The organism is Arthrobacter sp. PsM3, assembly GCF_030433895.1.
Classification (GTDB): Bacteria; Actinomycetota; Actinomycetes; order Actinomycetales; family Micrococcaceae; genus Arthrobacter.
Genome location: NZ_JARUXE010000011.1, coordinates 108666 through 127760, shown reverse-complemented (window position 1 = coordinate 127760; position 19095 = coordinate 108666). Strand labels below are relative to the sequence as shown.

25 protein-coding genes and 1 riboswitch are annotated in these 19095 nt (G+C 64.6%); of the genes, 6 read left to right on the top strand and 19 right to left on the bottom strand.

Annotation, left to right across the window (positions count from 1 at the left end; genetic code table 11):
* Positions 1-771: 771 nt before the first annotated feature.
* From QCD75_RS08225 to QCD75_RS08215, 3 genes are all read left to right on the top strand, one after another.
* Positions 772-1506, top strand: coding sequence for a hypothetical protein (locus tag QCD75_RS08225; protein ID WP_263661174.1), 735 nt, complete (start codon positions 772-774; stop codon positions 1504-1506).
* Positions 1507-1524: 18 nt separating this feature from the next.
* Positions 1525-2085, top strand: coding sequence for a hypothetical protein (locus QCD75_RS08220; protein WP_301227451.1), 561 nt, complete (start codon positions 1525-1527; stop codon positions 2083-2085).
* A 567-nt stretch (positions 2086-2652) separates the two neighbouring features.
* Positions 2653-2961 (top strand): hypothetical protein, encoded by a 309-nt coding sequence (locus QCD75_RS08215; RefSeq protein ID WP_253033853.1) that lies wholly within the window; start codon positions 2653-2655, stop codon positions 2959-2961.
* Positions 2962-3001: 40 nt separating this feature from the next.
* Here QCD75_RS08215 and QCD75_RS08210 read toward each other — a convergent pair whose 3' ends face one another.
* Together QCD75_RS08210 and QCD75_RS08205 are read right to left on the bottom strand one after the other, a co-directional pair.
* Positions 3002-3193: a hypothetical protein gene (locus tag QCD75_RS08210; protein WP_253033852.1), complete on the bottom strand. Its 192-nt coding sequence runs from the start codon at positions 3191-3193 to the stop codon at positions 3002-3004.
* A gap of 53 nt (positions 3194-3246) precedes the next feature.
* Positions 3247-3444, bottom strand: coding sequence for a helix-turn-helix domain-containing protein (locus tag QCD75_RS08205; RefSeq protein WP_441005450.1), 198 nt, complete (start codon positions 3442-3444; stop codon positions 3247-3249).
* Positions 3445-3734: 290 nt separating this feature from the next.
* On the opposite strand from QCD75_RS08205, the gene QCD75_RS08195 reads away from it, so the two are divergent.
* Complete coding sequence (locus QCD75_RS08195) at positions 3735-4166, top strand: DUF302 domain-containing protein (RefSeq protein ID WP_253033850.1); 432 nt, start codon at positions 3735-3737, stop codon at positions 4164-4166.
* A gap of 78 nt (positions 4167-4244) precedes the next feature.
* Here the strand turns inward: QCD75_RS08195 and QCD75_RS08190 are convergent, their stop codons facing one another.
* The 5 genes from QCD75_RS08190 to QCD75_RS08175 form a co-directional block, all read right to left on the bottom strand.
* Positions 4245-4724 carry a DUF4395 family protein gene (locus QCD75_RS08190; RefSeq protein WP_301227447.1) on the bottom strand — a complete coding sequence of 160 codons (480 nt, stop codon included), beginning with the start codon at positions 4722-4724 and terminating at the stop codon, positions 4245-4247.
* A 459-nt stretch (positions 4725-5183) separates the two neighbouring features.
* A complete protein-coding gene (locus tag QCD75_RS22185; protein WP_367400640.1) occupies positions 5184-5372 on the bottom strand; it encodes a DUF3817 domain-containing protein in 189 nt (62 codons plus the stop codon).
* 242 nt (positions 5373-5614) lie between these two features.
* Positions 5615-6112 (bottom strand): hypothetical protein, encoded by a 498-nt coding sequence (locus QCD75_RS08185; RefSeq protein ID WP_253033848.1) that lies wholly within the window; start codon positions 6110-6112, stop codon positions 5615-5617.
* On the bottom strand, positions 6109-6315 hold the full coding sequence (locus QCD75_RS08180; protein WP_253033847.1) for a hypothetical protein: 207 nt from the start codon (positions 6313-6315) through the stop codon (positions 6109-6111). The genes QCD75_RS08185 and QCD75_RS08180 overlap by 4 nt, the downstream gene beginning before the upstream one ends.
* A gap of 112 nt (positions 6316-6427) precedes the next feature.
* Positions 6428-7822 (bottom strand): murein hydrolase activator EnvC family protein, encoded by a 1395-nt coding sequence (locus tag QCD75_RS08175; protein ID WP_253033846.1) that lies wholly within the window; start codon positions 7820-7822, stop codon positions 6428-6430.
* A gap of 544 nt (positions 7823-8366) precedes the next feature.
* On the opposite strand from QCD75_RS08175, the gene QCD75_RS08170 reads away from it, so the two are divergent.
* On the top strand, positions 8367-8531 hold the full coding sequence (locus tag QCD75_RS08170; protein WP_342451796.1) for a hypothetical protein: 165 nt from the start codon (positions 8367-8369) through the stop codon (positions 8529-8531).
* A 245-nt stretch (positions 8532-8776) separates the two neighbouring features.
* Here the strand turns inward: QCD75_RS08170 and QCD75_RS08165 are convergent, their stop codons facing one another.
* Positions 8777-9166 (bottom strand): four-helix bundle copper-binding protein, encoded by a 390-nt coding sequence (locus QCD75_RS08165; RefSeq protein WP_253033845.1) that lies wholly within the window; start codon positions 9164-9166, stop codon positions 8777-8779.
* Between the two features lie 198 nt (positions 9167-9364).
* Positions 9365-10024 (bottom strand): TlpA family protein disulfide reductase, encoded by a 660-nt coding sequence (locus QCD75_RS08160; RefSeq protein ID WP_253033844.1) that lies wholly within the window; start codon positions 10022-10024, stop codon positions 9365-9367.
* A 114-nt stretch (positions 10025-10138) separates the two neighbouring features.
* Positions 10139-10312: riboswitch (cyclic di-AMP (ydaO/yuaA leader) on the top strand.
* Positions 10313-10470: 158 nt separating this feature from the next.
* Between QCD75_RS08160 and QCD75_RS08155 the strand changes: the two genes are divergently transcribed.
* Positions 10471-11112: a M23 family metallopeptidase gene (locus tag QCD75_RS08155; protein ID WP_301227443.1), complete on the top strand. Its 642-nt coding sequence runs from the start codon at positions 10471-10473 to the stop codon at positions 11110-11112.
* A 44-nt stretch (positions 11113-11156) separates the two neighbouring features.
* Here the strand turns inward: QCD75_RS08155 and QCD75_RS08150 are convergent, their stop codons facing one another.
* From QCD75_RS08150 to QCD75_RS08105, 10 genes are all read right to left on the bottom strand, one after another.
* The gene (locus tag QCD75_RS08150) at positions 11157-12065 is read right to left on the bottom strand and encodes a cytochrome c oxidase assembly protein (protein WP_301227441.1); all 909 of its coding nucleotides are present in this window, start codon (positions 12063-12065) and stop codon (positions 11157-11159) included.
* A 2-nt stretch (positions 12066-12067) separates the two neighbouring features.
* Entirely contained in the window at positions 12068-12325 is a 258-nt protein-coding gene (locus QCD75_RS08145) for a hypothetical protein (RefSeq protein WP_301227439.1), read from the bottom strand.
* Positions 12326-12355: 30 nt separating this feature from the next.
* Complete coding sequence (locus QCD75_RS08140) at positions 12356-12991, bottom strand: DUF3105 domain-containing protein (protein WP_301227437.1); 636 nt, start codon at positions 12989-12991, stop codon at positions 12356-12358.
* Positions 12988-13893 carry a prolipoprotein diacylglyceryl transferase gene (lgt, locus tag QCD75_RS08135; protein ID WP_301227435.1) on the bottom strand — a complete coding sequence of 302 codons (906 nt, stop codon included), beginning with the start codon at positions 13891-13893 and terminating at the stop codon, positions 12988-12990. Before lgt ends, QCD75_RS08140 begins: the two co-directional genes overlap by 4 nt.
* A gap of 11 nt (positions 13894-13904) precedes the next feature.
* Positions 13905-15497, bottom strand: coding sequence for a multicopper oxidase family protein (locus QCD75_RS08130; protein WP_301227433.1), 1593 nt, complete (start codon positions 15495-15497; stop codon positions 13905-13907).
* Positions 15498-15538: 41 nt separating this feature from the next.
* The gene (locus QCD75_RS08125) at positions 15539-16288 is read right to left on the bottom strand and encodes a cytochrome c biogenesis CcdA family protein (protein ID WP_301227431.1); all 750 of its coding nucleotides are present in this window, start codon (positions 16286-16288) and stop codon (positions 15539-15541) included.
* A gap of 4 nt (positions 16289-16292) precedes the next feature.
* On the bottom strand, positions 16293-17162 hold the full coding sequence (locus QCD75_RS08120) for a F510_1955 family glycosylhydrolase (protein WP_301227429.1): 870 nt from the start codon (positions 17160-17162) through the stop codon (positions 16293-16295).
* 71 nt (positions 17163-17233) lie between these two features.
* Positions 17234-17830: a DUF305 domain-containing protein gene (locus tag QCD75_RS08115; protein WP_301227427.1), complete on the bottom strand. Its 597-nt coding sequence runs from the start codon at positions 17828-17830 to the stop codon at positions 17234-17236.
* A 142-nt stretch (positions 17831-17972) separates the two neighbouring features.
* The gene (locus QCD75_RS08110) at positions 17973-18440 is read right to left on the bottom strand and encodes a hypothetical protein (protein WP_301227425.1); all 468 of its coding nucleotides are present in this window, start codon (positions 18438-18440) and stop codon (positions 17973-17975) included.
* Between the two features lie 277 nt (positions 18441-18717).
* Positions 18718-19035, bottom strand: a complete 318-nt coding sequence (locus tag QCD75_RS08105; protein WP_301227423.1) for a heavy-metal-associated domain-containing protein — start codon at positions 19033-19035, stop codon at positions 18718-18720.
* Positions 19036-19095: the final 60 nt, after the last annotated feature.

Genomic DNA, 19095 nt, shown 5'->3' with positions numbered 1-19095 from the left:
CACTACGCCGCCGGGATGTACACCCAACTCACCGTCAGTTAGCCCCGTGCGGGAAGCTCGTACGTTCCGCGGAAAGCGCACGAAGGCTGGACTGAAACACCGGAACGAGGGGTCTAGGAATGGCGAAGAGGACAACGGCCTCGGCCCGGCCGCAGTCGGGAGCTGAGCAGATCGCGCGATTCGGAAGCTGGACCAGGTGCTTGATAGGAGCTTTGCAGCCCCATCATCAGAGTGCGAGGACGGACGCCCACGCAATTTCACGGCCAGCGCAATGGCGATGGCGACCGCGCGGTTGTCCATCCGCTTCCACGGGAGCATCTCATCGACCGCGATGAACATGCCGACCACTGCGGCCCGGTCATTGCCGCCGGCTCAAAAGAAATTCGGACCCCCTGGGTGCCCACCGGACAGCTGAGTCCGTGCTCGCCGGCCGCGGTGTTGCCATACCGGACAAGCCGACAACCCATCCCAGCGACGGCAGGGACGACGAAGTAAGGGGTTGCTGGCACCAGCACCCCCGGATAGCTGGACCATGCCGGGCTGGCCCCTTGTGGACGACGAGACATTGGCGGCCGCCGACACCGCCTCGACGGCGCGTGCAGCGGCACCCGGAGGGCATCTGATGTCCTGCAACGGCCCCGGTAGATAAATCAGGGAGAACAATCGTCTGCCGGAACGACTTCAAATTGGCCGTGTGCGCTGCCTGAAACGGTCGAGGGCGACGTACGCGTCATGCTAAGGAAAGCGGGCTCGTTCACTCATACTTCATATGTGACCCGCGATCTCGCCTCAGCACGTTCTCGTTCTCCCTTTGATGAGTCCGCCCTTCGGGAGCTGATTTTACGTTGGCGGGATGATACTGCCGGTACGTACAGGACGTGGTTCCTCTGGCCTGAGCGCATCAAGAACTTCCGCTCCCTTCGCCGCGGGATTGAGCAGGTGAGCGCGGAGATCGAAGCCAACACCTTCGGTACTGCTTCCCGGGGTTCTTCGCTGGAGACCGTGGTGCATGGGGTTGCCGAGCAGCGCCAGATCTTCAAGGGTGCAGATCACGCATTTCTTTGGAAACCAAAGCTGAGGATCCCGGATATCTATGAGGACCGCGGCAACCAGTTGGCGTTCGGCAGAATGCTGGAGACGTGCCGGTGTTGCACTACGGAGGCGCAGTTGCTGACGGCAGTGCGGTCGTTCGCCGAACGGAAGATCAAGGGTCTGGGGCCAGCCGCGGCGAACCTGCTGTACTTCCTGCACCCCACACTCATGCCGCCGTTCAACACCGCAATCGTCAAGGGGTACAACGGGTTGACCGGCAACAAGGTGAAGGCCGGGAGCTGGGACGAATACCTCAGCATGCGCCGAGGTGTGATGTCGATCAACGAGATGTTTCGGGATTTGCTGTCGAACGACCTCGGCGCGATCGCCGGCTTGCTCTTCGACATCGGGACCGGCCGCTTCCCTGCTCCACCGCTGCCAGGCATTGACACAATGGCAGCTCGAGCAGCGTGACACGCCGACCTTGCCCGGGTGAGGGAGGAAGCGAAGCTGGACAAAGCGCAAATGGTCGCCGAGCGAGATGACGTCACGCACACCGAGGTACAGGGATGGCTCCGCGACCTCGGCCTCTCACTCGGGTTCGATGTGTGGATCGCCAGTAACGATCGCAGCAGACCCTACGGGGGCGGCTGCTTGGCCGACGGCTGCCTGACCGAGCTTCCGCCCGGACTCAGGAGCGGCACTGCTGCCGGCGCAATCAGGCTCATTGACGGACTGTGGCTGGAATCTGGCGGAAACGTCACTGCCGCTTTCGAAGTTGAGCACAGCACATCGATTTACTCAGGAATCGTTCGGACGCTTGATCTGGCGCTCTCCGGCGAAAGAGGGGCAGTTCTCGCACTGTATCTCGTGGCTCCGGATGCCCGCGAGGAGGACGTTCGTGCCCAGCTCCGGCGACCGGCATTCAGCCGGATCGCTGATTTGCATGTCCGATACCTGCCCTACGGCCAACTCGACCGGCACCGGGAAGCGATAGCCCGTTTCGGGCGCGGCCTGCATCCCATCGAGCAGCTTGCCCGAGACTTGAGCTGAACGCCTCTCCCGGCTGCAGCTTAAGGTCGGCGGCCGTCGCGGTACTCCCGTCTAGGGTAGTTGATCTACAGTTTGTAACTGTTCCTCCACCCGGGGCCGGCTTCGATGCCTCGCCGGGCAACCCAAATGCCGTCAGCCGGCGGCCTGAGGCGAGCAGCCGCTGACACAGTATCCCTGTCGTGTTCCTCGCAACCACACTCACTGTTGCTTTCGGCTGGCCTGTCCGGCGGCCACGACTTCCCGATGACGGCAACAGCGGCTTGACAGCGCACCCCGGTGAACTGTCCGGTGGCTATCTTGCCAGGTGCATGGATTGGCGCGGGCACACGCTATGAACCGCAACTTCCGCGGACTAAGTCTCGAAAGACACGAGCCTAGTCAAACTTTCCACCACCCATCGGGCCCGCTGCTTGGCTGTTTGCGGAGATCGCTCCGGCGTCTTTGTGGACCGTCTGCTGCCAACCGCCCCCGTACACCGGTCGCAATTTTAGAACCTCTATAATCAGCTAACGTGCGTTGTTACCCTGCCGCCCAGCGTCTGCGGATGTCTTGAAGGACAAATTTTTCATGAACAAGAAGCACATGACCGTCTCATCCGCTGCGATCGCCGCAGCCATCGCCCTGGCTGGCTGCTCGGCCGGCTCCGGCGGCAGCATGCCCGGCATGAACATGGGCGGCTCCGGCATGGCATCCGGTTCCGCAACTGCTGCCAGCTCCCCTGCGGGAACGGCACCGGCGGGTGCCGCGCCGGATCAGGTCAGAGCACCCAATGATCAGAACGCGCCGCTGACCGTGGGGATCGCGGCCGCCCTGCTGGCACTGGCCGGGGGCATCTCTTACCTGGCGCAGCGCCGGGCCAGAAACTCCGGTGTCTAAGGACTACCGTCGGCGGTCTGGAAAATGGATCGTTCCCGGTTCATCCCGGGAGAGGGGCCTGGTTGGCCGTCGAACCGCTGGCCCGGTCCCGCGGCGGGGACCGGGCCGCGGAGGCTGCGATGGCGCCCGCCGGCATCAGCACAAAGGCCGCCGTCCCCAGATAGAACAGCAGCGAGGAGTAGCCCGACGCGGGCGAAGCCGGGGTCTGAGGAGGATCGGTACGGAAATTCACGTTTAGGGCGCACCGGTGCGGATTCCGGCTTTGGACGGTGAAGTTTTTCGAATCTAAACGTCGGTGTCGCCGGCGCGCTGGATTGCGCGGTAGACCGTGGACCTCCCGACGCTGAAGAGTTCAGCGATCTGCGCGGTGGTGTGTTCGCCTCGCTGGTGGACCTCGATCAGATGCTTCTCCTGCGCTTTGGACAGTTTGGGCTGCTTACCGCGCAGACGACCGGCACTCGTCGGCATTGTCTTACTGGTCATCTGGGCAGTCCGCGCCTTGGCCGGCGGAGCGAACCGCGGTCGGCGCGATGATTCGTCAGCCGATTCGCGTCCACGAGGACCGAGCGCCGCGCGTCAGGTTCTGGACGAACGATTCGCCAAGGGTGAACTGAACGCCGAGGAATACCGCGAACGGTTGACGGTACTCGGCGAGAAAGCCAAATGAAATCCATTGGTCGGCTCAGCAGCTTCCTGCTGGACGGTCTCGGTCGTATGATCGGGACGACCGGCCGGTCCAAACTTTTCGCCATGGTGCGAACATTGGAGAATCCATGAGTTACGCCCACACGGTCACCGTTTCGCTGCCGTACGAACAAGCGGTGAGCCGGATCCGGGAACTCCTCGCGGAACAAGGTTTCGGAGTTCTCTCCGAAATCAACGTCCGGTCTACCTTTGAGGCCAAGTTGGGTGTCGACAGCGACCAGGCCCTTGGCGATTACGTCATCCTCGGCGCGTGCAATCCCCTTCTCGCTCAACGGGCTCTGGTCGCAGAACCGGACATGGGCGTACTCCTCCCCTGTAACGTCGTCGTTCGCCGCGGCCCCAATGCGAGCGAGCCAATCGTTCAAGCCATCGACCCGATGACTATGGTCCAACTCAGTGACAGCCCGGCAATTCGCGAGGTTGCCACAGACGCCGATTCCCGGCTGCGAGCAGCGCTGAACAGCATCGAATCCACTGCGGCGGGCAGCGAAGGCACGTGACCCTCGGCGTTTCTACCGACCTGTTCATCACCGTGAGCGCTTCAGGCATCCCGTCCCGGAACCTGCCCGGTCAGCAGCTCAAACGGCCGCGTGACTGAAGAATAGTCTGTAGAACCACGATCCGAGACACCAATGGGTGGTGGTGAGGATTGTGCCTCCGAGGGCGACCATTCCTCCGAGCACAAATCCCAACACTGACAATCCGTTGAAGAAGGACAAGGCTGAACCTGCAATGAGCACGGTGGACAGTAGGTACGAAAACTGTCGCGGTCTCGGAGTGGGCGGAAGAGCCGGCGCATGAAACAGGTGGCGAACACCGAGGTTGTAGACCAGGTCCAGAATCATGCCGCGGGGAAATATCGCCCCCGTGAGCGGAACGATTGCCCCCACTCCAAGAAAAGCGGGCGACTGCAACGCCAACCCGACCATGATCAAGGCTGTCCCCGCTGCCGGTGTGAATCGTAAGGGTCCCGCGTAGCAAGACTTGGCGGCCTCATCCAGATTTCCGAATCCTTGCTTATCCAGGTTGGTCTTCGTGAATTCAGTGAGTGTTGACATTTTCAATTTCCTTTGTGGAGTTGTGAATCAGGTCGATCACGGGGTACGGGCGTCCGGCGCGCACGTCCCGCTGACTACTGTAGGCGTCACACGAGTGTGCGTCCCGGCGTTGACCTTCACCCCGCGGAATCCTCCAGCCTCCAGCCAGTGGTGAAGTGCCGAAGGATTTAGTTAGCACGCCCGCCCACACGTCTTCGTCTGGGGAACCCGTAGGCCATCCCGCTCCCGGGATGGCCTACGGATGCCTGCGAAACGATTTTCGGCCCGGCCGGCAACCGGCACTCGGCCGATCCCTGATTTGCACGCTCGATACCTGCACTACAGACGACCTTAACGAAAACCGGCGAGAGAACAAGCCATTTCAACCGCCGATCTGCATCGCCCTGGGCGGCCTGCCAGAGACCTGAGCGTGCACGTTTCCCCGCTGAGGCCTGCCGAACGACCCAGGGGTTGGCTGAGTCACGGGATCGGTACGGGGACCCTCCGTGCGTCCAGATCCGCTCGTCTGGCAACCCAAAAACCGCCCGTCGGCAGCACCGAATCCACAAGAACAATGGCCAGCAGCCGGCCGGTCCACCCATTTTTGCGCCACAGGAAGAGGGTCAGAAGAACGTAGGCGACGAACAGGGCACCGTGGACCGGGCCCATAAGATGCAAATACGACAGTTGAAGCCGGTCCTAGTGGGTCCCGATCAGATTTACATACTCAGAACGTTGCGTAACTCAGTTCCGCGCAAAGAATCGACAGTGGAAGTTGCGACGTGACAGCGTGGATTGTCGGGCCCGGATCCACCGGTGAATCAGAGGACTGGAACTTAGCAAAAGGCCGTGCAGGGGTGGGCTTTACCGGCGTGGGTAGCCTTACCGGGTGCAGCTCCCCCCGCGGATCCTCACACTTGCTGGCCGTCCGGAAATGCGGCTTGCGCATAAACTTCGCGTGCGCGGTCCATGGCCCGCGCGGAGTCGCGTGCGAGGCGCTCCCGGCCGGCGGCCCGGTAGAGATCCTGGGCCCACTCAAATTCGGCCGCGGCATCACGGTACCGGGCTTCATCGAAGAGCCGTCTGCCGATGTGGTGGCGGACGAGGGCTTCTGCAGCAGGCGTGCGGGTCAGCCGCAGGGCCTCTTCCTGCAGTCTCGCCGCATCGTGCCAGCGGTACTGGCGCTGATAAGTCTTGGCGAGTACGAGCAGCGGCCGGAGCCGGTCCGGGGAGGCGGCCAGCAGGGCCAGGCCGGCGGCAACTGCTTCCTCGTCCCGCCCCAGCAGGGAAAGGATCCACACCTGTTCCAGAGGGGTGCAATCTCCGAGCAGCGCGTGCACCGCTCCCCGGTCCAGGACCACGTCGCGCAGGGTCGCCGGATCCGTGACCCAGATGTCTCCGGTTTTCACAGATATAGCCTATGACGCGTCCGGGTCTGCCGGCAGCAGGTCAGGCCCGCACCCACATTCCCCCGCCGTTCGACGCGGCACATCGCCGCCTCCACGATGAACAGCCCGGCGAGGACGCCGGCTGTGATGCTGACTGCCATGAACTTCGGGATTCCGCCGGACGTCGCCGCTCGGTCGAAGAGCGGGGTTTTCGGCAGCGGCATGTTCCTCAGTTTACAAGCCGCTCCTGCAAACCGCTTCAGCGCCCGGCCGGGCCTCCACGCAGGTGAGTCACCGGCTGTCTCCGGCCAACGCTGCTTTTGGGCACGGGACGGGTCAGAGAAGGCCCAGGGGGTCCACAGGCGATCCATTGAGCCACGTTTCGAAGTGAGCGTGGCATCCCGTGGAATTTCCGCTGCTGCCCGAGTAGGCAATGAGTTGGCCCTTGTCCACCCTCTGCCCGGCCGATACAGTGACGCTGCTGTTGTGGTACAGGATCGTGGTGAGTGCGTTGCCTTGGACCACGCCGTGGGAAACCATGACGGTGAAGCCGCCGCCGCCGTTGGTCCAGCCGGCAGTCGTGACGGTTCCGGAGGCCGCAGCATAGACCGGGGTGCCGCAACCCACACCGAAATCAATACCGGAGTGGAGATAACTGCCCGTGCCCAGGAAGTCGATCGTCCCCGGAGGAGTAGCGCGCCAGCCAAAGCCGGACGTGATCGGAACTCCCGCGCCAAAAGGGCGGCTGATCCCGAACGAAGAAGGATTCCCTGGCGCAGGAGCCTGCCGCGGGGCGGGGTTCTGCCCCTGCGGGGTCCGGGCAGCGGCCTGGGCCTTCGCCGCCTGCTCGGCCAGCCAGGCTTCGCGTTCGCGGCGTTGGTTTTCAGCAATTTGAGCCGCGATGGCCTGCTGCTGGGCTTTGACGGACGCCAGTTCGGCCATGATCTGAGGTTTCTTGGCGGCTAGATCTTGTGCCGTTGCCGTGGTCGATGTAATCAGCTGATCGAGGTCTTCTTTGGCGGCGGTGGCTTTGGCCCGGGCGGCCTGCTCAGCTTTCAGGGCCGTCTCGGCTTGCTGCTTCAGGTTCGCAATTTCCTGGCGCACTGCTGAGAGCCTGTTCTGGGAGTTCTCATCCACCGATCTCTTGTCCCGGATTTCGGAGACGGCAGCATTCTGGGCCTTCAGGGCCTGTTCGGTGTGGCTGATACTGTCCGCGGCTTCTGCCAGGTCTCCGGTGCCGAAGAAGAGGCTGAGGTCTTGGGGTACGCCTCCGCGTTTGTAGGCATCGGTAGCTATCTGTCCTACCATCTTCTGGCTCTCCGCCATCGCCTTCCGGCTTTGTCCCAGTTCGCGGTCTATGTCGGCCAGTGTCTGTTCGGCGGCGGATATGCGCAGGGTATATGCATCGACTTCACGGGCCGCGGCTGCCACCCGGGACTGCGCTTCGGCGACCGTCTGCTCTGCCGCCGGCATCCGGGCTTGGTAGGTGGCAAGCTGCGAAGCGGTGGCAACGAGCGACGAGTCCACGAACTCCAACGATTCCTGGACTTGTGCCGCCTGATCCTCCAGCTGCGACTGCGTGTCCTGCAGATTTTCAGCCTGCGCCCCCGTGCCACCCAAAGCACTGAACAGGAGGCCGGCCACCAAGACGCGGACGGCGAACCTGACACGGCGGGGGCCGGGCGACGGAAGGGAAGACGGACCCGGTGTAACTCCGGAGATGGAACGCATGCTTGATGACCTTCGCAGCAGGGGACCCGACCGAGAATACGGGACTTTTGCGTAAGGCCGGCAAATGGTGCCTGGTGACACGCCGCGGGGTTGCTGGGGGAGTCTTCCATCGTTCCCGGGCCGGCAGTGCTACAGGGGACGGGCGGTAAGCCGACACGCAACATATCGGCTTTGAACCCGCGGGCGCGCATCTACGAGCAGTAACGAAGTAGCGCCGTCTGTGTCGTCCTCGCTCACGCCGGCTGACCGGTATTGTTTCCGTATGCCCGGAGCCCAAACCCGCCGGCTCTCCGGAGGGCGAAAGCGGGACAAGCCAGGATCCTGATTCACGTCTCCACAACCGACAAGGACACTCCGTCATGAGCACCGGCTCTGGAAGTACCCGCACACGCCGCCAACCCGCTCCTGCTTTTTGGCATGACCCGGCATCGGGAGACAATCTGCTGTGGGGTCGAGATTGATGGCCGTGTTCCTGGCCCGCGGACTCACGGTCCTGACTGTGTCGCCGTCGCCGTCCCCGGGCGATGGGGGCCTTCGTGCTGGCTTGACTGCTGACCAGATTACGCCCGGGCTTCTTGGCTTCGTGATGACGGCCTTCATGGTCATCGCCGTCATTCTGCTGATGGTGTCCATGACACGGCGGATCCGGCGTGTTCGCTACCGCGGGCAGCTCAGTGACGCCGGAGATGCCGGCGACACCGCAGACTAAGGGCTTCACCCGGTGAACGCCGCCAGCGCAGGCGTTACTCCAGACCAACGTTTGGGCAGCTGAATTTGGCCAAGGAAACACCACCGGGACACCGGAACTGGCTAGTCTCGTTCATCTCCGGCCCTGTCCGGGCATCGCTGGCCTTGTCCGGGCTGAAGGTGAAGTTCCGACCGGATCTGTCGTGGGCGCAAAGTTCAGACCCGCGGGTTGCCATGCTTTCGGACTTCGGCGCGTATCGGTGATGCTCAGGCCAGGGCTGCCAGGAGTTCTGTGCAGGCGGCTTCGCACCGACGGCACGCCTCGGCGCAGATCCTGCAGTGCTCGTGCATGTCCGCGTGCCGCTCGCATTCTTCGCCGCAGGCGCCGCAGGCAGCACGGCAGGCCTCAAGAACCGCTCGGAGGACGCCCTCGTTGGTTCCTGTCTGGCGGGACAGGACGCTGCCGGTCGCGCCACAGATGTCAGCGCAGTCCAGATCCGTGCGGATGCAAGTGATCAGATCCGAAACCATGTGCTCGCCCATGCAGGCGTCAGCGCAGGCCGTACAGGCCTGGGCACATTGAAAGCATGCAGTGATGCATTCGGCGAGTTTGTTCCTCTCGATGGAGCCCGGCTCCGTCGGGTGGGCGTCAAGCATCGCACTGATGTGATGGCTCGTTGTGCTTCTCCTGTCGCTGGTGGTGACGTGAGCGGCGGGCTGGAGCCGGCCGCCGCCTCCACAATAACTCTGCGGCCCTTGGAGGCCAACGACCCGCTAACTCGGACATCTTCACCAGGACCTTCCGATCTCCCACGCGCTTCCTTCCCCCGCATTCCTGGAGCAAACGATTCCGGGCTAGCCGCCGGCCACGGCGGCTGCGATGAGGGATTTGAGGATGCTTTGATCGGCCAGGCCGAGGATCCTGGCGGCGACCCGTCCCTGTCTGTCGAGTACGAGGGTGGTCGGGACCGCCTGCGGCGGCACGTACTGGGTCATGGCCAGCAGAATGCCCCCGTTTTTGTCCTGCATGCTGGGGTAGGTGATTCCGAAGGTCCGCTCGAAGGCAACAGCGGCGGCTTCCTCGTCGCGGACGTTCACGCCGTAGAAGAGGACATTCTGTGGTTGGAACTCGTTCCAGAGTGCTTCCAGCCGGGGAGCTTCGAGCCGGCACGGGGCGCATGCGGCATACCAGAAGTTCAGGACAATCACTTTTCCGGCCCAGTCACCGGAGTTAACGACCGTCCCGTCGTACTGTTCGCCCGTTACTACCACCGGTGGCTTCCGCTCGGCCGCGGCATATTCGGTGACGGAGCCGTCCCCGGCGATGTAGTTCTTGTTGTCACCGGCTTTGGCCTGCTGGGCGAGGGGGTCGCCGTAGGCGCATCCTACGAGAACCGGGGCGGCCAGTGCGCCCAGAAGAGCTGACGAAAGCAGGCGGCGCCGGGAGAAACCCGGCAATGTCTCCAGAGCCCGGGGAGCGGGGGCCGGCGGTGTCCGGCGGCTGGGTTTATGCATGGCTATCCTTTGATAACGGAATTGTAACTTCGAGGCCAGGTTGGATAGGGTTGACGCAATACATACCCCTCACGGGTATGCGTGAGGCCGCTTCGCCAAGCCCCGCCGGCGGTCCATGAACTTTCAGTCTTCTGGCGGGGGCGGAGGACCCACAAACGGCGCCATAGCGCGCCTTGGGGTTGAGCCGGCTCTGTGAGTACACGCCTGTGCGGCGGCGGCTGGCGAAGCGGGCCGGACAGCCCACTCGTCCGAACCCGACAGCTAACTTCGCCGGCGCCGAGAGGACTCGCGTTTTGCCTTCCCACCGTATACACGGTCGCCGCCGCGCTTTTGCCGCGTCCTCACCTGCCAAGCGCCGCCACAGGGCAGCCGTCCTTCCGCCCGCCGTCTGGGGAAGCCGTGGGCAGCGATTTGGCGCCGCCGCGACAGTCACGGGGCTGATTGCCATGACGGTGCTCTCCGCAGCGCAGGCCGATCCGGACCGCCTGAACGCCGCCCAGGAACGCCCGGCCGCCTCGGCAACGGCAGCTGAACAGCCAGCGGTCACGGCGGCCGCAGGCGCCGGCCTCGCCTTTGAACGGCCCGCCGTCCGCTCCTCACCTGCACCGAAGGCTTCACCTGCACCAATCGCCCAGTCGGCCGGGGCTCCGACAACGACCAGGCCGGGGGCTGGCCCGGCTCCGGCGTCCGTTCCGGGCATGGGGTTGCGGGCGCCGTTGTCCTCCGTGAATGTCAGTTCCCCCTTTGGTCTCAGGGTGAACCCGCTGACCGGGGCATCCGGTGAGTGGCATACCGGGATCGACTTAACCGGGGCGTGTTCCACCGCGGTCTTCGCCGCCGGTGCTGGAACGGTGCTCGAGGCGGGTTGGAGCCAGTACGGCGGCGGAAACAGGATCGTTGTGGACCACGGCAACGGCTTGAAATCCACGTATAACCACCTGGCGAGCATCGGTGTCTCCGTCGGGCAGGTCGTAGCCGCCGGCGCGCTGATCGCCGGTGTGGGGACGACCGGGAACTCCACCGGATGCCACCTCCATTTCGAGGTTATGGTCAACGGCCGGACGGTCAATCCCGCCGCGTTCATCTGAGCGGGCTTTCCGCGGTTCGCCGGACAATCAGGGCGCAGAGGGCTCTACGCATCGCGCCCGCCGCGGGGTGCGTGCGGACCACTGAGGTGTTCGCGGTTCAGCGCCTCGAGCTGTTCGTTGGTGAGGCTGTCGAAGGAGGTCGCCTCGTTCCGGTCGCTGCGGGCGAACCTGACGAACATCAGGATGATCAGGGGCACATCGACGATTTCGGCCAGGAACCACAGCAGGTCTCCGGCGAGCTGCTGGTCCCGCAGCGGTCCGGGAAGCCAGCCCGGATGCCCGGTGAGGGCCTGGGTTGCCCCGTCCAGGATTTGTGGACTGATCCGCATCATGATCCCGGGCACGGCATCAGCGACGAGTTCGATGAACACGTAGATGAATTCGACGATGATCAGCGCGCTGACGGCCTTGGCCGACTCGTCTTCGATGATCGGCACCACCATCAGCATCCCTGTTAGCGGCACCAGAACGGTCAGGACGAGGTCCCAGAGCGGGTCGGTTCTTAGGGGATGGAACAGGGGGGTCAGGAAGAGGGTGAACATTCCCAGGCCCAGCAGCGCGGCCACGACGGTATTGCTCAGCGAACGCATCACCGGGTGTCCCAGGAATATCCGGAGCCGTTGCGCCCCGGCCGGTCCCAGCGTTTCCCTGGCAAGGGTCAGTGGTTTGCCCGCGGTGACCAGGAGCGGGACGATGAACAGGTATGAGGTGATCTTCAGGGTGAAGACCCAGCGCAGGTCGTGGCTGTAGACGCCGGTGAACCCGAAACTGAGCGCAGCGAAGCTGCCCAGGCCCAGGACGTAGAAGGTCAGTGTCCGCCGCCTCGGCCAGTGGATCCCGCGGCGCCTGGCTGCGCGGAGGCCGCGGGCATACAGTCCGGCGGCGGGGACCAGGAGTGCCAGGGCCGGCCAGTTCAGGGTCCACGATGACAGGACAACGTCCCAGGGCGGCATGCTCAGCGCTTCTTGGTTTCGGTGCGTCCGGCGATGACGGCGCCGATGAGGATCAGCACGCCGCCGGTGGGGTAGCCAATGAATATGTCCTCAGTGATGCCCGGTCCCTGCCCTGTGGGTGCGAGGTGGGCGATCCAGTGGCTGATGGCGACCAGTGCGCCGGTGGCCATGAGGACCTGACCGATCCGGACGAGCCGCCGGTGCCGGCGATAGCGGGACTCGGAGTCGGCCGCGGGTTTGGGCTTGTGGAATTTCTTCATGGAGATTCCTTTGCTTGAGAGATGGTGTGCTTAGCCGTTGGTTCCGCCGGTGCAGGCGGCGCCGGGTTCCGGTGCTTTCGGGGATTGGGCGTAGGCGCCGATGAAGGCGGGGATGCGCGGGTCCCCGGCGTCCTGGACCGCCACCTGGGTGCCCCAGGCGGTCGCGGTGACCGGGGCCCTTTGGTCTTTGTCCGGGCTGAGCAGGACGTAGGGCTTGTCTTTGGCCAGAGTGGTGAGTCTAGTGATCCCGGATGCCGGCAGCCCGGGGTTGTAGGTAATCCAGACGGCGCCGTGTTCCAGGGAATGGACGGCGCGCTGTTCGTTGACCGGATCGGTGTAGATGCCGCAGTTCGTCCAGACGGAGGAGTGGTCTCCTCCGACGCCGGGCTGCTGCGGGTAGTCGACGGCGTCCTGGACGTGGTTGCGGGACAGATTGGCGAAGGCCTGGATCCCGTCGATGGGCTTTTTGGCCGCCTCGGCGGCCGCGTTCCGCTCCTGCACTGACCCGGTGACGGCGAGGGCGACCGCGGTGATGATGGCGGCGAGGACCAGGCCGAAGCCGCCGTAGACGAGGATATTGAACCGACGCTGTTTAGCCTGCTGCCGGCCGCGGATGGCGGCGACGATGGCCTGGTTTTCGGAACGTCGTTTGCTGGCGTTACTCATGCAGGGATTCCTTTGCCGGGCGCCTCAGAGTCCTGCCTGAGGACGGGGACGTGTGGGACGGCGGAGCGGGGACGGGTCCTGAGCCTCTGGAAGAGCGCCAGGCCGGCGAGGAAGAGCAGGCCGGAGACCCAGGTGTTCACGCGCAGACCCAGAATCAGGTTGGCGGGGTCGGAGCGCATCAGTTCGAAGACGAAGCGCCCTCCGGTGTAGAACACGATGTAGAGGGCGAACACAGACCCGGCACCGAGTGTGTACCGGCGGTCCAGGAACATCAGCAGCGATGCTGCGGCCAGGCACCAGAGCGATTCGTAGAGGAAGGTGGGCTGGAAGTAGCCGAGGATTTCCGGTGTGCCGTCGGGTGCGGTCAGGGCTTGGCCGGTGGCCGGGTTCATGGCGTGGATCTGGAGTTTCCAGGGCAGGTCCGTGGGTTCGCCGTAGAGTTCGTTGTTGAACCAGTTGCCCCAGCGGCCCAGTCCCTGGGCCAGGAGCAGCCCGGGGGCGGCAGCGTCAACGAACGCCGGGAAGGGGACCCCGGCACGGCGGGCGCCGATCAGCGCACCGACGAGTCCGAGGGCGACGGCGCCCCAGATTCCGAGGCCGCCCTCCCAGATCCGGAACGCACCCGAGGGGTCACGGCCCGGGCCGAAGTAGAGCTGGTTGTCGGTGATGACGTGGTAGAGCCGGCCGCCGACGATGCCGAAGGGCACCGCCCAGGCGATGATGTCCAGGGTCTGGGACGTGGTGCCGCCCCGGAACCGGAGCCGGCGGGCGGTGAGCCAGACGCCGACGAGGATGCCGGCCAGGATGGCGAGGGCGTAGAAGCGTATGGTCAGCGGCCCGAGCTGGAAGGCACTGACGGCCGGGGAGGGGAAGAACAGTTCTGTCGCGACAGGGGCGTTCATGGTCGTGTCCCTTATTTGACGTAGGAGAAGACGCCCATCATGCCGCGTTCGGCATGGTAGGCGTTGTGGCAGTGGGTGAGCCACTGGCCGGGGTTGTCGGCATCGAAGATTACCGTGACGGTTTGTTTGGCACGGACGATGACGGTGTCTTTGCGTGCCCCGCCGTCCCCGACCTGGAACGTGTGGCCGTGCAGGTGCATGGGGTGCCACATGTCGGTGTCGTTGATAAATTTCACCGCGACGCGTTCGCCGGCTTTGATCTCAAAAGCGTTCTCGAACGGCTTGTCCATGTTGAAGCGGTACCCGTTGATGCCCCAGTCGTACTTGGCCATGCCGCCGGTGAGGTGTAGTTCGTGGGTGCGGTCCGGGGTTTTAGCCGCCAGGGTGACGGCGGGGTCAGCTTTGAGCTGCCCGCCGTCCACGACGGTGCCCTCCAACTTGCCCGGCAGGGTGGCGGGAAGGGGCTGTTTGCCGGTACCGGTGCTGATGAAGCCCAGTCCCTGCCCGGCTTTGCCTTCGGGGAGCGCCATCACGGGGGTGAAACCTTTTTTGACGGTGAGGAGGGCGTCGATGCGTTCACCCATGCCGAGCACGACAGCGTCGACGTCCTGGTGTAGGACCGGGAACCCGTCGGTGTGGGTGAGGGTGATTTTCTGGCCGGGGATTCCGACGCGGTAGGCGGTGTCTCCTGCGGCATTGATGATCCGCAGCCGGATGACCTGCCCCGCCGTGGCCGTCAGGATCTCCGCTTCGTCCGGGGCCTTGGCGTTGAAGAGGTGGAACGGGTAGCTGACGTCGCCGGCGTCCCCGCCGAGGAAGTCGCTGCGGGAGCCCATCAGCATATGCTTCATCCCCGTCCCCATCGATCCGCCGGAGGGGGAGGGAGACGCTGATCCCGCGGACCCGGACATGGACCCGTTGTCCATCCCGGGCATGGACATTCCGGACATCGACATGCCACCGGAGAGTTCCTTCAGGACTTCATCCGGGGTGCCGGTGATGCCGTCCATCCAGTCGTCGAGCACGATGACCCAGTCCCGGTCGTAGACGAGTTTTTCTGCCGGGTCCTCGATGATCAGGGCCCCGTAGAGTGCCCGTTCGCGCTGCATTTCCACGTGGGAGTGGTACCAGTAGGTGCCGGGGTGGGGGAGACGGAAATCGTAGCTGAACCCGGCGCCGGCTGCGACGGCGTCCTGGGTAACGTTGGGGACGCCGTCCTGATCGTTGCGCAGCGCGAGTCCGTGCCAGTGGATACTCGTCGGGTCCTTGAGCTGGTTGGCCAGCGCAACCTGGAGCCGGTCACCTGCGGTGGCACGGATGGTGGGTGCGCTGATTCCTCCGTTGTAACCCCATGTGGAGACGGGCTTCCCGGCGACAGTTGCCTGCAAGGATCCGGCGGTCAGGGCCTGGGAGACGGTTTTTCCGGTGAACGCCCTGCCGGCTTCGTGCTCGGCGACGAGCGGGTCGGTGGGCATGATCCTGTCGGGCATGCCGGGGGCGCTCTGGGTGTTCGAACACGCGGCGAGGCCCGCAGCGGCGGCCGTGGCCAAGGACAGTCCTAAGAAGCTGCGACGGTCAAGGTGGTGGCGGGTGTAGGTGGTCATGTTGGATTCCTTAATGAGTGGCCGTGAGCCGGCTGAAGGTTTCAGATGGGGGTGAGGAAGGTGCCGGAGAGGTTCTGGAGCTGATAGATCCACTTCACCCAGAGCCCGGAAACCATGAGCACGCCCAGGATGATGAGCATGGAGGCACCGGCAACGTTGACGACGCGGATGTGGCGTCGGACGAGGGCCAGAGCTGAACTGACCCAGTTCAGGCCCATGGCCGTCAGGGCGAAGGGGATGCCCAGGCCCAGGCAGTAGGCAAAGGCCAGCAGCGCCCCGCGTCCTGCGCTGGCGGTCGTGACGCTCAGGGACAGAACAGCACTGAGCGTTGGACCCATGCAGGGGGTCCAGCCGAGTCCGAAGACGACGCCCAACAGGGGGGCGCCGGCCAGCCCCGTCCTGCGGCCGAGGCTGAGCTTACGGTTCTGCTGCAGCCAAGGGACCATGCCCAAGAGAGCCAGTCCCATCAGGATCACCACGGCACCGAGGCCGCGCATCAGGACATCCTGGAAGCGCAGCAGCCAAGAACCGATCGCGCCGAACGCGGCCCCGTAGAGGGTGAACACGGCGGCGAAACCCAGGACAAAGAGCCCGACGCCGGCGAGGACCCGGCGGCGGTTGTGCGGCTGGGTCGGGTCGGTCAGTCCGGACACGAAGCCCAGGTAGCCAGGCACCAGCGGCAGGATACAGGGCGAGAGGAATGACACCAGCCCTGCCGCCATGGCCAAGGGAATGGCGATAAGCAGGGCCCCGGAGGTAACCGTGGACGCAAAGTACCCGCCGATATCCACCGGTTCAGTCCGCGCTAGAGGGCCGGAACGTGGCCCCGCCGTCGGTGGAGACCTGGATTTCAGTCGAGGTCGCGGCCCAGATCCAGGGGTTACCGTTCGACCCTTCCGTCGCCGCGACGGCTTGGACCGCGCCGCTGATCTGGCCTTTCCGAATCCAGGTGGCGCCGCCGTCAGGGGAGTAATGCACGGCGCCGCCGGGTTCGACCCCGACGGCTTCCCTGGCGCTGGCAAACGCGGCGAACTGGACCACCGGGGCAGCCTTGTCCAAGACCCAGGTGGCGCCGCCGTCGGTCGAGCGCTGCACGCCCTCCTGGGTGGTGGCGAGAACGGTATCGCTGTAGGGGTTTCCTGCCAGGACGGCCGGCACGAAACCGGCGTCCACTGTTTTCCAGGTTTTCCCGTCGGTACTGGTGCGCAGGGCCCCGTCGAAGGCCACAATCCCCGACTTGGTCGTCGTGAGCGCATGGAAGTCGGACTCACCCTGCCGCGGAAGCTGCTCCCAGGTTTTGCCGCCATCCCCGGTCCTGATGAGCCCGAGCGGGTTGGGCAGCGTTGAATCACTTCCCGGGTGGCCGGAGGCATAGAAGACGCCTTCATCCATCTCGGCGGTGAATCCCATGAGGTCGTTGGTGGGACCGATTTTGGCGGCGGTCTTTTTGGACATGTCTAACAGGCCCGCGTGCGTTGCCAGGAGCACCTGACCGGTTTCGCCGTTGACGCTCAGCCCGTGGACGTGGACGTGGGCGCTCGGCAGACCGGCCGCCGCGCTACTTATCGAAGGGGAGGCCGGTGTGCAGGCCGAGAGGGCCAGGATCAGGGCGGCCGCGGTGGTGGCTGCGGCTAGACGCGGACGCGGGATGGGGGGAAAGGGCATGGATGGCTCCAGGTCAGGGGAGGAAGGCGGGTCCGGACCACGGGACCGGTCCGGTGCCGTGGGAGTGCTGGCTAGAGGGTCGCCAGCAGGTTCTTCATTTCCTGGATTTCCGCTTCCTGGGATGTGACGATGTTTTTGCTCAGGGTGACCGTGTCGGTGTTTTTGCCGGTGGCTTCCTCGGTCTGGGCCATCGTCACGGCCCCCTGATGGTGGGTGATCATCTGGCTCAGGTACAGCTTGGCCGCTTCGGCGCCCTGCGCAGCGTCCAGTTTCGTCATGTCATCGCTGCTCATCGCCCCGGACATGCCGCTGCCGGACATCTGGCTTGGCTCGTTCCATTGCTTGAGCCAGCCGGTTATGGTGGTGATCTCCGGGGCCTGTTCGGCTTTGATCTTGACGGCCAGGGCTGTCACTTTCGGGTCGATGCCCTGCTTCTTGAGTATCAGGTCGCTCATTTCCACGGCCTGGGTGTGATGGGGGATCATCATCTGAGCGAAGGTGGTGTCCGCGCCGTTGTGGTCTCCGGCAGCTATCGGTGCGGAATCTGTGGACGTGCCGGAGCCGCCCATGTTCATGGCGGGCATGCTTCCTCCGGAGCCGGCGGAGCATCCAGCCAGGGCGATGGCAGCAGCGAGGGCGGTCGCTGAGATTGTCAGAAATTTCTTCATGTAAATCGGGGTCCTTCAAGGCATCAACCGGCGCATGGAGCCGGTGGCTGGTGACGCGCACGACAATGAGGCCGGAGTCCCGGCAGGGGCACGTCAGGGTAAGGGCTTATGCGCCGGGCAGGACACGGCGCAACTCAGCCGTCTACGTCCGGCTGATGCAGAGGTCGCCCGGGGAAGGACTTCCGGGCAGGTATGCGTAGGGGGAGAAGCCAGCCGGCAACGTGGGCGGAACGGTAGCCGCGAACGGTGTGACCCCTGGCAGCGGGACCGTCAGCGGTGGGTTGCCCGTGGAAGGGATGCAGACGGCGTCCATGGCGGACATCGTCGCGCATACGCCCGCGTCCGCGCACGAAAGCCCTGACATGGAAGGCGGACTCTGGGGGGCCGGGGTGCTCTGCGCTGCGGCGCCACCCGGCGCTGCCGTGACCGCGACAGAAGGCTGCCCGTCCTGGGCCATGTCCGTTCCCAAGCTTGTGGCGGCCGCCGGCATGCCGTGGGAACCGGTCAGGATGTGCATCCCGAGAATCCCGGCAATAATGGCCAGCAGACCGGCCAGCATGCCCGCGCGGCGGAGGAATGCCGCAGCTCGGTGGGGTAAAGCGCCGGTCATGAGGATCCTCCTTCCATGCGGGTTGCCTTCGTTAAAGGGTACCGGGCCGGGCGGGCAGCGGCGTCTGCCGGGTTTAGCGGACCTGTGACGGGTTGAGTTTCATCCGGCGCAGTAGCGGGGCATTCAGGGTCACGACGACAGTGTTGTAGCCGGGCCCCGGATGAGGTTCGGCCACATTCTGCGTGCAGTAGCCGTCGTCAATTGTGGCTTCCCCGCAGGGAAGACTTCCATCAGCGCCCGCTGGTGAAGGGGTTCCCGTCGCCAGCGGGACGCTGGATTAGTTGTTGGCGGCGAGGCTGTATCCGGCGCCTGTCACCGCATTCCGCACCGCAGTTGCGGCAACTTCGCCGGTCACCGTCAGACGGGATTTAGCTCCCGCGGCGAGATCCACGGTCGCCGACTCCACACCGGCCACGGCGTTGACCGCCTTTTCTACAGTTTGAACGCAGTGCCCGCAGGTAAGTCCTTCGACCCAGTACTCGGAGCCCTCAACCGGGGTAGGGGTCTGGGTTCGGGCGCCAGGTGTGCAGCAGCTGCAACCGGAGAGTTCCGTAGCGGCAAGGGGAAGTTCAGTCCGGATTTCAGTTCCACACATGTCAGTTCAATCCTTTACAAAAAGTCGAGATGGGGACGCTGGGGTTGAACGGCTGTGACG

Coding starts and splice junctions, on each gene's coding strand:
- QCD75_RS08215 (WP_253033853.1), top strand. CDS start 2,653: ATGAACAAGAAGCACATGACCGTCTCATCCGCTGCGATCGCCGCAGCC.
- QCD75_RS08205 (WP_441005450.1), bottom strand. CDS start 3,444: ATGACCAGTAAGACAATGCCGACGAGTGCCGGTCGTCTGCGCGGTAAG.
- QCD75_RS08195 (WP_253033850.1), top strand. CDS start 3,735: ATGAGTTACGCCCACACGGTCACCGTTTCGCTGCCGTACGAACAAGCG.
- QCD75_RS08190 (WP_301227447.1), bottom strand. CDS start 4,724: ATGTCAACACTCACTGAATTCACGAAGACCAACCTGGATAAGCAAGGA.
- QCD75_RS22185 (WP_367400640.1), bottom strand. CDS start 5,372: ATGGGCCCGGTCCACGGTGCCCTGTTCGTCGCCTACGTTCTTCTGACC.
- QCD75_RS08180 (WP_253033847.1), bottom strand. CDS start 6,315: ATGCCGCTGCCGAAAACCCCGCTCTTCGACCGAGCGGCGACGTCCGGC.
- QCD75_RS08175 (WP_253033846.1), bottom strand. CDS start 7,822: ATGCGTTCCATCTCCGGAGTTACACCGGGTCCGTCTTCCCTTCCGTCG.
- QCD75_RS08165 (WP_253033845.1), bottom strand. CDS start 9,166: ATGCTTGACGCCCACCCGACGGAGCCGGGCTCCATCGAGAGGAACAAA.
- QCD75_RS08160 (WP_253033844.1), bottom strand. CDS start 10,024: ATGCATAAACCCAGCCGCCGGACACCGCCGGCCCCCGCTCCCCGGGCT.
- QCD75_RS08155 (WP_301227443.1), top strand. CDS start 10,471: ATGACGGTGCTCTCCGCAGCGCAGGCCGATCCGGACCGCCTGAACGCC.
- QCD75_RS08150 (WP_301227441.1), bottom strand. CDS start 12,065: ATGCCGCCCTGGGACGTTGTCCTGTCATCGTGGACCCTGAACTGGCCG.
- QCD75_RS08145 (WP_301227439.1), bottom strand. CDS start 12,325: ATGAAGAAATTCCACAAGCCCAAACCCGCGGCCGACTCCGAGTCCCGC.
- QCD75_RS08140 (WP_301227437.1), bottom strand. CDS start 12,991: ATGAGTAACGCCAGCAAACGACGTTCCGAAAACCAGGCCATCGTCGCC.
- lgt (WP_301227435.1), bottom strand. CDS start 13,893: ATGAACGCCCCTGTCGCGACAGAACTGTTCTTCCCCTCCCCGGCCGTC.
- QCD75_RS08130 (WP_301227433.1), bottom strand. CDS start 15,497: ATGACCACCTACACCCGCCACCACCTTGACCGTCGCAGCTTCTTAGGA.
- QCD75_RS08120 (WP_301227429.1), bottom strand. CDS start 17,162: ATGCCCTTTCCCCCCATCCCGCGTCCGCGTCTAGCCGCAGCCACCACC.
- QCD75_RS08115 (WP_301227427.1), bottom strand. CDS start 17,830: ATGAAGAAATTTCTGACAATCTCAGCGACCGCCCTCGCTGCTGCCATC.
- QCD75_RS08110 (WP_301227425.1), bottom strand. CDS start 18,440: ATGACCGGCGCTTTACCCCACCGAGCTGCGGCATTCCTCCGCCGCGCG.
- QCD75_RS08105 (WP_301227423.1), bottom strand. CDS start 19,035: ATGTGTGGAACTGAAATCCGGACTGAACTTCCCCTTGCCGCTACGGAA.